Below are 11391 nucleotides of genomic sequence, written 5' to 3'. Positions count from 1 at the left end.
AACTTTCTCCTTAAGCAGGTAACGCCGCGCAGATGAGGTTGACCCCACGCGCGGTGATGGATGCTCGCGCCTCGGGGTCGAGGCGGTCATCGGTGATCAGGGTTTGGACGCTGCTCCAGGGCAGTTCCAGGTTGGGAATCTTGCGGCCAATTTTGTCGGACTCGACCATCACGATCACTTCGCGGGCCACGTCAGCCATGACGCGACTAAGGCCCAGCAGTTCGTTGAAGGTGGTGGTGCCGCGCGCCAGGTCGATGCCGTCGGCGCCGATGAACAGTTGGTCGAAATCATAGGAGCGCAGCACCTGTTCGGCGACCTGGCCCTGGAAGGATTCGGAGTGGGGGTCCCAGGTGCCGCCGGTCATCAGCAGCACGGGCTCGTGTTCCAGTTCGCTCAGGGCGCTGGCCACATTCAGGGAGTTGGTCATGACCACCAGGCCAGGCTTGTGACCGAGCTGCGGAATCATCGCGGCGGTAGTGGTGCCACTGTCGATGATGATGCGCGCGTGTTCCTTTATGCAGGCGACGCCGGCGCGGGCGATGGCTTGTTTGTACTGGGAAACCGGTTGCGCGCTGTCGGCAATAAGCTCTTGAGGCATCGTTACAGCGCCACCGTAACGGCGTAAGAGCAGGCCGTTGGTTTCCAGTGCCGCGAGGTCTTTGCGGATGGTGACTTCGGAGGTAGCGAAGGCTTTGGACAGCTCATCGACACTCACCTCGCCGTGCTCGGCGAGCAAGGCAAGGATGGTGTGGCGACGTTGCGGTGTGTTGCGCTTCGACATTCGTAAGTTTCGATTCGAAAGATAAGTGCGCGAATCAAAACAAACCGAAGGTTTTGCGTCAAGGGGAAATTTGCTGGAGATCGGTCAGGCGTTATTTTTTGACCGGGCGCTTCCAGCCTTCGATGTTGCGCTGCTTGGCGCGGCCCACGCCCAGGGTTTCGGCGGGAACGTCAGCAGTGATCACCGAGCCGGCACCGGTGGTAGCCCCATCTCCCAGGGTGACCGGCGCCACCAGGGCACTGTTGGAACCAATAAATACGTCGGCGCCCAGCACGGTGCGGTGCTTGTTGGCGCCGTCGTAGTTGCAGGTGATGGTGCCGGCACCGATGTTCGTGCGCGCGCCAATTTCGGCGTCGCCCAGGTAGCTGAGGTGGCCGGCCTTGGCGCCTTCACCCAGAACGGCGTTTTTCAGTTCAACGAAGTTACCCACATGGGCTTTGGCACCCAGTACCGACCCAGGGCGCAAACGGGCGAACGGACCGCAGTCAGCGCCTTCACCCACTTCGGCACCTTCGAGGTGGCTGTTGGCTTTGACGATGGCGCCTTTGCGCAGCGTGGTGTTTTTGATGACGCAGTTCGGGCCGATCTGCACGTTATCTTCCAGCACCACCTGGCCTTCGAGGATGACGTTGACGTCGATAAGCACGTCGCGGCCCACGGTGACGTCACCGCGCACATCGAAGCGTGCAGGGTCGATCAGGGTCACGCCATGTGCCATCAGGCGGCGGGCAGCGCGGTATTGGTAGTGGCGTTCGAGTTGGGCCAACTGGATTCGGTCGTTGGCGCCGAGCACTTCCATTTCATCGCCGGCCTGTTCGGTGGCAACTACCAGGCCATCGGCCACCGCCATGGCAATCACGTCGGTGAGGTAATACTCGCCCTGGGCGTTGCTGTTGGACAGGCGACCTAGCCAATCGGCGAGGCGTTTGCCCGGTACGGCGAGAATGCCGGTATTGCCTTCGCGAATGGCGCGTTGGGCGTCGGTGGCGTCTTTCTGCTCGACGATGGCCTGCACGCTGCCCTGTTCATTGCGCAGGATGCGGCCATAGCCGGTGGGGTCGGCCAGCTCGACGGTCAGCAGGCCGAGCTGCTGCTCGTTCACCAAGGCAAGCAGGCGTTGCAGGGTGTGCTCTTCAATCAGCGGCACATCGCCGTAGAGGATCAGCACGATGTCTGCCGAGAGTTTGGGAAGCGCCTGCGCCACGGCGTGGCCGGTGCCGAGCTGTTCGGCCTGCAGCGCGAAGCTCAGGTCGTCTGCGGCGAGCTGTTCCCGGACCTTATCGGCGCCATGGCCGATCACCACCTGCATGCTGCTGGGCGCCAATTTGCGCGCCGTGTCGATAACGTGTCCCAGCATGGATTTGCCGGCGATGGGGTGCAGCACCTTGGGCAATGCGGAGCGCATGCGGGTGCCTTGGCCGGCGGCGAGGATAACGATATCGAGTGACATGGGGCGGGGTCCTGAGCAGGGTGAATTTTGGGGGTTCGGTGAACACGGTGTTCAACGAGGAATGCACAAGAACTTCTGGAGCAACTACGAGGTGGAACGCTGGCCCTATGCGGGCGGAAAAGCCTATTTCAGAAAAAGAAAAAGGGTAGCCAAGGCTACCCTTTTACTTCATCGCGATGAAGAGCTGCGGGCTTAGCCGCCGAACTTCTTGCGAATTTGCTGAACGGTGCGCAGCTGGGCTGCAGCCTCGGCCAGACGGGCAGCGGCGGCACTGTAGTCGAACTCCGAGCCTTTCTCTTGCAGAGCTTTCTCAGCGGCCTTAACGGCCTCTTGAGCAGAAGCTTCATCCAGGTCGTCTGCACGTTGCACGGTGTCGGCCAAAACCTTAACCATGTTCGGTTGCACTTCCAGGAAACCACCGGAGATGTAGAACACCTCGGTGTCGCCGCCTTGCTTGATCAGACGAATCGGGCCCGGCTTCAGGTTTGTGATCAACGGCGCGTGACCCATGGCGATACCAAGATCACCCAAGCTGCCGCTCGCAATCACCATCTCCACCAAACCGGAGAAGATTTCGCCTTCTGCGCTGACGATATCGCAATGGACTGTCATAGCCATTTGCTTGCCCTACCCTGATTAGCGCCCGTTGCCGGGCGCTGGGATTACAGTTTCTTGGCTTTTTCGACAGCTTCTTCGATGCCGCCAACCATGTAGAACGCTTGTTCTGGCAGGTGGTCGTAGTCACCGTTGAGGATGCCTTTGAAGCCAGCAATGGTGTCTTTCAGGGAAACGTATTTACCCGAAGCACCGGTGAAGACTTCAGCCACGAAGAACGGCTGCGACAGGAAGCGCTGAATCTTACGAGCGCGGGATACGAGTTGCTTGTCGGTTTCCGACAGCTCGTCCATACCCAGGATCGCGATGATGTCTTTCAGCTCTTTGTAGCGCTGCAGAACGTACTGAACGCCGCGAGCGGTGTCGTAGTGGTCCTGGCCGATCACGTTCGGATCGAGCTGACGCGAAGTCGAGTCCAGTGGATCTACCGCTGGGTAGATACCCAGGGAGGCGATGTCACGGGACAGAACGACGGTGGCGTCCAAGTGAGCAAAGGTGGTCGCTGGCGACGGGTCGGTCAGGTCGTCCGCAGGTACGTATACCGCTTGGATCGAAGTGATCGAACCTTGCTTGGTCGAAGTAATACGTTCTTGCAGAACGCCCATCTCTTCGGCCAGGGTCGGTTGGTAACCTACCGCGGAAGGCATACGGCCCAGCAGTGCGGATACTTCGGTACCGGCGAGGGTGTAACGGTAGATGTTGTCGACGAACAGCAGAACGTCGTTACCTTCGTCACGGAATTTCTCAGCCATGGTCAGACCGGTCAGCGCTACGCGCAGACGGTTGCCCGGTGGCTCGTTCATCTGACCGTAGACCAAGGCTACTTTGTCGAGAACGTTGGAGTCCTTCATCTCGTGGTAGAAGTCGTTACCTTCACGAGTACGCTCACCCACACCGGCGAACACGGAATAACCGCTGTGTTCGATCGCGATGTTACGGATCAGCTCCATCATGTTTACGGTTTTACCAACACCGGCACCACCGAACAGACCAACCTTGCCGCCTTTGGCAAACGGGCAAACCAGGTCGATAACCTTGATGCCAGTTTCCAGGAGGTCGTTGCCGCCAGCTTGTTCCGCGAAGGACGGTGCTGGGCGGTGAATGCCCCAACGCTCTTCTTCGCCGATCGGACCGGCTTCGTCGATTGGGTTGCCCAGTACGTCCATGATCCGGCCCAGGGTCGCTTTACCGACTGGTACGGAGATGGCTGCGCCGGTGTTGCTGACGTCCAGACCGCGCTTCAAGCCTTCGGTCGAGCCCATCGCAATGGTACGAACCACGCCGTCGCCCAGCTGCTGCTGAACTTCGAGGGTGGTTTCGGCGCCTTGAACTTTCAAGGCGTCGTAGATGCTCGGAACCTGATCACGTGGGAATTCCACGTCGATCACGGCGCCGATGATTTGTACGATACGTCCGCTACTCATAGCTGGATCCTCTGAATATTTGAACCGGTATCAAACCGCGGCAGCGCCGCCAACGATTTCCGAGATCTCTTGGGTGATCGCCGCCTGACGTGCCTTGTTGTAGATCAGCTGTAGATCGCTGATCAGATCACCGGCGTTGTCAGTCGCATTCTTCATCGCGATCATCCGGGCTGCTTGTTCAGCAGCGTTGTTCTCGACCACCGCCTGGTACACCTGCGACTCCACGTAGCGCACCATCAGGCCGTCAAGCAGCTCTTTGGCGTCGGGTTCGTAGAGATAGTCCCAGTGATGCTTGAGATCTTGATCCGGATCGGCTTCCAACGGAATCAACTGTTCCACTGTCGGCTTCTGCGTCATCGTGTTGATGAACTTGTTGGAAACCACGGACAGGCGATCAATACGGCCATCCAGGTAGGCATCCAGCATCACCTTGACGCTGCCGATCAGATCATTGATCGACGGCTCTTCGCCCAGGTGGCTGATTGCAGCGACGACGTTACCGCCGAAGTTGCGGAAAAACGCCGCACCCTTGCTGCCTACTACGCAGATATCAATCTCTACGCCTTGTTCGCGGTTTGCCGCCATGTCCTTGACCAGGGCCTTGAACAGGTTGGTATTCAAGCCACCGCACAGACCACGGTCACTGCTCACCACCACATAACCAACACGCTTAACTTCGCGGTCGATCATGAACGGGTGACGGTATTCCGGGTTAGCGTTGGCCAGATGACCAATCACCTGGCGGATACGCTCCGCGTAAGGACGGCTGGCAGCCATGCGCATTTGTGCTCTGCGCATCTTGCTGACAGCGACCTTTTCCATGGCGCTGGTGATCTTTTGCGTGCTTTTGATGCTCGCAATCTTGCTGCGAATCTCTTTTGCGCCTGCCATGCAACACCTATATAGGTACACCTATCGGCTAGCAGGATGGGGGCCGAGGCCCCCATCGCGGCTTACCAGGTTTGGGTGGCTTTGAACTTCTCGATACCGGCTTTCATGCCAGCGTCGATTTCGTCGTTGAAGTCACCCTTCACGTTGATCTTGGCCATCAGTTCGGCCAGATCGCGGTTGAAGTAAGCAATCAGCGCTTGTTCGAAGCTACCGATCTTGGCGATCTCGACGTCGACCAGGTAGCCACGCTCGGCGGCATACAGGGACAACGCCATGTCGGCGGTGGACATCGGCGCATATTGCTTCTGCTTCATCAGCTCGGTAACGCGCTGACCATGCTCAAGCTGCTTACGGGTGGCTTCGTCCAGGTCAGAAGCGAACTGGGCGAAAGCGGCCAATTCACGGTACTGAGCCAGAGCGGTACGGATACCACCGGAGAGCTTCTTGATGATCTTGGTCTGAGCGGCACCACCAACACGCGATACCGAAACACCGGCGTTCACTGCCGGACGGATACCGGAGTTGAACATGGCCGATTCCAGGAAGATCTGACCGTCGGTGATGGAAATCACGTTGGTCGGAACGAACGCGGAAACGTCGCCAGCTTGAGTTTCGATGATCGGCAGAGCGGTCAAGGAACCGGTTTTGCCAGTCACAGCGCCGTTGGTGAACTTCTCTACGTACTCTTCGGAAACGCGGGATGCGCGCTCCAGCAGACGGCTGTGGAGATAGAACACGTCACCTGGGTAGGCTTCGCGGCCTGGTGGACGACGCAGCAGCAGGGAGATCTGGCGATACGCCACAGCCTGCTTGGACAGATCGTCATAAACGATCAGCGCATCTTCACCGCGGTCACGGAAGTATTCGCCCATGGTGCAACCGGCGTACGGTGCAATGAATTGCAGCGCAGCGGATTCGGAGGCACTGGCAGCGACGATGATGGTGTTAGCCAACGCGCCGTTTTCTTCCAGCTTGCGAACCACGTTGGCGATGGTCGATTGCTTCTGACCGATTGCCACGTAGACGCAGTAAATGCCGCTGTTTTTCTGGTTGATGATGGCGTCGATGGCCAGAGCGGTTTTACCGATCTGACGGTCACCGATGATCAGCTCACGCTGACCGCGACCAACCGGGATCATGGCATCGACGGCCTTGTAGCCAGTTTGCACTGGCTGGTCGACCGATTTACGCCAGATCACGCCTGGTGCAACCTTTTCAACCGCGTCGGTAGCGACGTTGTTCAGCGGGCCTTTACCGTCGACAGGATTACCCAGGGCATCGACTACGCGACCCAGCAGTTCCGGACCAACCGGAACTTCGAGGATGCGGCCGGTGCACTTGGCGCTCATGCCTTCAGCCAGCGACTGGTATGCACCCAGAACCACGGCGCCGACAGAGTCGCGCTCAAGGTTCATGGCCATGCCATAGACGCCGCCCGGGAACTCGATCATTTCGCCATACATAGCGTCGGCGAGACCGTAGATCCGCACAATACCGTCAGACACGCTGACGATGGTGCCTTCGTTGCGGGCTTGGGAGGCCACATCGAGCTTGTCGATGCGACCCTTGATGATTTCACTAATTTCGGAAGGATTGAGTTGCTGCATTGCTCTGCTGCCCCTTCAAACTCAAAGTTTCAATGCTTCGGCTAGTTTCGCGATTTTGCCGCGGACTGAGCCATCGATTACCAGGTCGCCGGCGCGGATTACGACGCCACCAATAAGGCTGGCATCCTCCGCAGCGTGCAGGCGCACTTCCCGGCCGAGCCGTGCACTGAGAACCTTGGCGAGTTTGTCTTGCTGTTCGTCGTTCAATGCAAAGGCACTGGTTACATCCACATCAACCGATTTTTCCTGCTCGGCTTTCAACAGCTCGAACAATTCGGCGATTTGCGGCAGTAGCTCGATACGGTTGTGCTCGGCTAATACCTGGATGAAGTTCTGTACCTTGGCATCGAACTTGTCACCACACACCTCAATGAAGGTGGTGGCCTTGTCTGTACTCGTCAAACGCGGGGCCGTAAGCACGCTAAGTACGGTGGCGTCTTGCGACACCGCCGCAGCCAGGCCGAGCATGGCTGACCAATTGGCCAGTTGCTGGTGGGCCTGAGCGTACTCAAAAGCTGCCTTGGCGTAAGGTCGGGCCAACGTGGTCAGTTCTGCCATGATCGCGCCCTCGCTTAAATTTCGGCTGCCAGTTTGGAAACCAGCTCCGCATGCGCGTTTTGGTCGATAGTGGCGCCCAGAATCTTCTCAGCACCGCTGACAGCCAAGCCACCCAATTGGGCGCGCAGGGCGTCTTTGACGCTGTTCAATTCCTGTTCGATCTCGGCCTGAGCCTGAGACTTCAGGCGCTCACCTTCAACACGGGCCTGATCGCGAGCTTCGTCGACGATCTGGGTAGCGCGCTTTTTGGCTTGCTCAATGATTTCAGCTGCTTGCGTTTTGGCTTCGCGCAGTTGCTGACCCACTTTCTCGTGGGCAAGCTCCAAGTCGCGAGCTGCACGGCTAGCAGCGTCCAGACCATCAGCAATCTTCTTTTGACGCTCTTGCAAAGCCGCGATGACCGGAGGCCACACGAACTTCATGCAAAAGAGCACAAAGATGAAGAAGGCAACGGACTGGCCAATCAGGGTTGCATTAATGTTCACGCCAACACCTCGCTCGTTCGTTGTCCGGCAAACCAATCACTCGTAAACGAGTGATTAGCCTGCGAGTTGACCAACGAAGGGGTTCGCGAAGGTGAAGAACAGTGCGATACCAACGCCGATCATGGTCACGGCGTCGAGCAGACCAGCCACGATGAACATTTTAACTTGCAGCATTGGAACCATTTCCGGCTGACGCGCAGCGCCTTCCAGGAATTTGCCGCCCAGCAGGCCGAAACCAATGGCGGTACCCAGGGCACCCAGGCCAATCAGCAGTGCTACGGCGATCGCGGTCAGACCAACTACAGTTTCCATCTTTCCTCCCGACTTTTATGTCGTATTGGTTTAAGGTTTTTAAGGTAAAGCAGTAAAGCGAACTTGCCTGCCCTTGCGGGCTGCGGCCCCAGGCAGGGGCCGCTCACTCACAGCGCTTGCGCGCTATCAGTGGTTGTCTTCGTGCGCCATCGACAGATAAACGATGGTGAGCATCATGAAGATGAACGCTTGCAGGGTGATGATCAGGATGTGGAATACCGCCCACGCCCACTGCAACACCACGCCCAAGCCGCTCAGCCACAGTAGACCACTGCCGAACATCACAGCGATCAGAATGAACACCAGCTCACCGGCGTACATGTTGCCGAACAACCGCAGTGCCAACGAAATAGGCTTGGCGACCAGGGTGACGAACTCCAGCAGGAAGTTGACCGGAATCAGAAGGATCTGAACCGCGATGTTCTTGCTGCCGAATGGATGCAGAGTCAGTTCACCGATGAAACCACCGATGCCCTTCACTTTGATGCTGTAGAAAATGATCAGCGCGAACACCGACAGGGCCATGCCGAGGGTGGCATTCGGGTCTGTGGTGGAAACGGCGCGGAACGGAATGTGGTGGTCGCCCGTGATCAGGATGGCCAGCTGTGGAATCCAGTCCACCGGCACCAAGTCGACGGCGTTCATCAGGAACACCCAGACGAAAATGGTCAGAGCCAGGGGCGCGATAAGCTTGTTGCGGCCGTGGAAGCTGTCCTTAACGCTGGTGTCGACGAACTCGATCATCACTTCAACGAAGTTCTGCAGACCGCCAGGTTGGCCGGAGGTGGCTTTCTTGGCCGCCATGCGGAACAGCAGGATGAAGATCAGACCCAGGGCAACGGACCAGCCCAGGGTGTCGACGTGGAATGCCCAGAAACCCATTTCTTTGGCTTCTTGTGCAGTGTGGGCAAAGCCCCAATCACCGGTATGCGTTTTCCCGAAAGTCAGGTTCTGCAAGTGGTGCTGGATATAGCCCGAAGCGGTTTGTTCTGCCATGTTTGCCTCAAACGCCCTAAGGTCTCAAAAATCTTGTTCTAGTGAGCAGCGGTGCGAACCAATTGACCAACTGGGTCAGGAAGAACACGCCGAATACTGCCAGCGCATCCAATGGTTTCACCCCTGCGAACGTCAGCGCAAAAAGCACTGCCGTAAGAATCAGCTTGCCCGCTTCACCGGCATAAAAAGACCGGACTATCGCTTGGGCCGCCCGAGCTCCGGTAAACCGGAAAGCCTTTTGGGCGAAATACATGTTCGGTAACCAGGCGATCAAACCGCCGAGCGCGCCAGAGTACCCACTTACCGTACCGCGCCATTGCCACAAAACGACGGCAGCCAACAGCAATACGACGAGTTGAACGAACAGCACGGGAAACACCGGTAAACGATGGAAGGGCAGGCGGTTGGGCGTGCGTGCATCCATCACAGGTTTCTCCGGCTTTCGGCCTCTGGTGTCAGTCGCCGTAAATCAACGACTTGGCATAGTTTGTGCCGACAAAATGCGCGCAGAGTATAGGGGGCGATCCCCCCTATTCAACTGCTCGGTAGTGATTTCCGATCACACGCTACATAACTGAATATGTCGGGAAAGGCTTCATCGGATGTGGGCCAAAACCCCTTGCAGCTCATCCAGTGAGTTATAGCGGATAACCAGCTGCCCTTTGCCCTTCTGCCCATGCTTGATCTGCACTGGAGAGCCCAGGCGCTCAGCCAGGCGCTGTTCGAGCCGACTGATGTCCGGATCGACTTTGGCGGCCACTACCGGCTTCTCTTTGGTGCTCAACCACTGGCGAACCAGTGCCTCGGTTTGGCGCACAGTCAGAGCTCGTGCGACAACATGTCGCGCCCCTTCAACCTGTTGTTCTGCCGGCAAACCGAGCAAAGCACGGGCATGGCCCATTTCCAGATCGCCGTGGGACAACAGGGTTTTGATTTCTTCGGGCAGGGCGATCAACCGCAGCAGGTTGGTGATGGTCACCCGCGATTTACCCACCGCTTCGGCCACTTGCTGCTGAGTGAGCTGGAACTCTTGCTGCAGACGCTGCAAGGCCACGGCTTCTTCAATCGGATTGAGGTCTTCGCGCTGGATGTTTTCGATCAGCGCCATGGCGATGGCGGCTTCGTCCGGCACTTCGCGAACCATGGCGGGAATCTTGTCCAGACCAGCCAGCTGGCTCGCGCGCCAACGGCGCTCACCGGCGATGATCTCGAAACGACCGGTGCCGATCGGCCGCACCACAATCGGTTGCATCACGCCCTGGGCGCGAATGGACTGAGCCAGTTCTTCCAGAGCGGTGCTGTCCATATCGCGGCGCGGCTGGTACTTGCCGCGCTGAATCAGGTCCAGTGGCACATATTGCAGCTCACGGGTATCGACCTGCGCGGCTTCTTCCTGCAAACCGTTGACACTGGTGCCGCCCAGCAGGGCGTCCAGTCCGCGTCCGAGACCTCGTTTTTTGCTGGCCATGGATAATCCTTATGCTTTTGCGGTTCGGGTGGCATTGCGCTGACGCCGGGACAGTTCACCGGCCAGTGCCAAGTAGGCGAGGGCGCCACGGGATTGCTTGTCGTACGCCAGGGCCGGCATGCCAAAGCTTGGCGCCTCGGCCAGACGTACGTTGCGGGGAATCACGGTGTCGTAAAGCTGATCACCGAAGTGTTCTTTGAGTTGGGCAGACACATCGTTGGTCAGGCTGATGCGCGGGTCATACATGGTGCGCAGCAGGCCTTCGATTTTCAACGACGGGTTCAGCAGCTTGCCGATGCGCTGAATCGAGTTCACCAAGTCGGTAAGCCCTTCCAGTGCGTAGTACTCGCACTGCATCGGAATGATCACCCCATCGGCTGCGACCAGCGCGTTGACTGTCAGCATTGACAGAGACGGTGGGCAATCGATGAGGATGTAGTCGTAATTTTCGCGGATCGGCGCCAGCGCTTCGCGCAGACGGTTTTCCTTGGCCGGCATATCCAGCAGCGCCACTTCGGCAGCAGTCAGATCGCGGTTAGCCGGCAGCAGTTGGTAACCGCCATGCTCGGAAAACTGCATGGCCTGACCCAGATCGCATTCGCCGATCAACACGTCGTAGATCGAATGCTCCAGGGCCAACTTATCCACACCGCTGCCAGTGGTGGCGTTGCCCTGTGGATCGAGGTCGATCAGCAGCACACGACGCTTGGTCGCAACCAGTGAAGCCGCCAGGTTGATGCAGGTAGTGGTCTTGGCCACACCGCCTTTCTGGTTGGCGATGGCGAATACTTTAGCCATGGTCAG

Annotated in this window: 13 protein-coding genes; all 13 read right to left on the bottom strand. The window is 58.2% G+C overall.

Annotated features, from left to right (window positions below; genetic code table 11):
• Window positions 1-10: 10 nt before the first annotated feature.
• Window positions 11-781 carry a DeoR/GlpR family DNA-binding transcription regulator gene (locus AC0V2S_RS07495; protein ID WP_475509197.1) on the bottom strand — a complete coding sequence of 257 codons (771 nt, stop codon included), beginning with the start codon at window positions 779-781 and terminating at the stop codon, window positions 11-13.
• Window positions 782-872: 91 nt separating this feature from the next.
• Window positions 873-2231 (bottom strand): bifunctional UDP-N-acetylglucosamine diphosphorylase/glucosamine-1-phosphate N-acetyltransferase GlmU, encoded by a 1359-nt coding sequence (gene glmU / locus AC0V2S_RS07490; RefSeq protein WP_475509196.1) that lies wholly within the window; start codon window positions 2229-2231, stop codon window positions 873-875.
• Window positions 2232-2423: 192 nt separating this feature from the next.
• Window positions 2424-2849 (bottom strand): F0F1 ATP synthase subunit epsilon, encoded by a 426-nt coding sequence (locus AC0V2S_RS07485; protein ID WP_475509195.1) that lies wholly within the window; start codon window positions 2847-2849, stop codon window positions 2424-2426.
• A gap of 44 nt (window positions 2850-2893) precedes the next feature.
• Window positions 2894-4270: a F0F1 ATP synthase subunit beta gene (gene atpD / locus AC0V2S_RS07480; RefSeq protein WP_475509194.1), complete on the bottom strand. Its 1377-nt coding sequence runs from the start codon at window positions 4268-4270 to the stop codon at window positions 2894-2896.
• Window positions 4271-4300: 30 nt separating this feature from the next.
• The gene (atpG, locus tag AC0V2S_RS07475; protein WP_475509193.1) at window positions 4301-5161 is read right to left on the bottom strand and encodes a F0F1 ATP synthase subunit gamma; all 861 of its coding nucleotides are present in this window, start codon (window positions 5159-5161) and stop codon (window positions 4301-4303) included.
• Window positions 5162-5223: 62 nt separating this feature from the next.
• Entirely contained in the window at window positions 5224-6768 is a 1545-nt protein-coding gene (atpA, locus tag AC0V2S_RS07470; RefSeq protein WP_475509192.1) for a F0F1 ATP synthase subunit alpha, read from the bottom strand.
• Window positions 6769-6789: 21 nt separating this feature from the next.
• Window positions 6790-7326, bottom strand: coding sequence for a F0F1 ATP synthase subunit delta (locus AC0V2S_RS07465; protein ID WP_475509191.1), 537 nt, complete (start codon window positions 7324-7326; stop codon window positions 6790-6792).
• A 14-nt stretch (window positions 7327-7340) separates the two neighbouring features.
• On the bottom strand, window positions 7341-7811 hold the full coding sequence (locus tag AC0V2S_RS07460; protein WP_108095250.1) for a F0F1 ATP synthase subunit B: 471 nt from the start codon (window positions 7809-7811) through the stop codon (window positions 7341-7343).
• Window positions 7812-7865: 54 nt separating this feature from the next.
• Entirely contained in the window at window positions 7866-8123 is a 258-nt protein-coding gene (atpE, locus tag AC0V2S_RS07455) for a F0F1 ATP synthase subunit C (RefSeq protein ID WP_002555987.1), read from the bottom strand.
• A 126-nt stretch (window positions 8124-8249) separates the two neighbouring features.
• Window positions 8250-9119, bottom strand: coding sequence for a F0F1 ATP synthase subunit A (gene atpB / locus AC0V2S_RS07450; protein WP_475509190.1), 870 nt, complete (start codon window positions 9117-9119; stop codon window positions 8250-8252).
• 16 nt (window positions 9120-9135) lie between these two features.
• Window positions 9136-9543 (bottom strand): F0F1 ATP synthase subunit I, encoded by a 408-nt coding sequence (locus AC0V2S_RS07445; protein WP_475509189.1) that lies wholly within the window; start codon window positions 9541-9543, stop codon window positions 9136-9138.
• 171 nt (window positions 9544-9714) lie between these two features.
• Entirely contained in the window at window positions 9715-10587 is an 873-nt protein-coding gene (locus tag AC0V2S_RS07440) for a ParB/RepB/Spo0J family partition protein (RefSeq protein ID WP_475509188.1), read from the bottom strand.
• 9 nt (window positions 10588-10596) lie between these two features.
• Window positions 10597-11385: a ParA family protein gene (locus tag AC0V2S_RS07435; RefSeq protein ID WP_475509187.1), complete on the bottom strand. Its 789-nt coding sequence runs from the start codon at window positions 11383-11385 to the stop codon at window positions 10597-10599.
• Window positions 11386-11391 lie beyond the last annotated feature (6 nt).

The sequence above is a fragment of the Pseudomonas sp. CC11G genome (assembly GCF_056174845.1).
The sequence above is the reverse complement of the archived record's forward strand: the minus strand, read 5'-3'. Positions and strand labels throughout refer to the sequence as shown.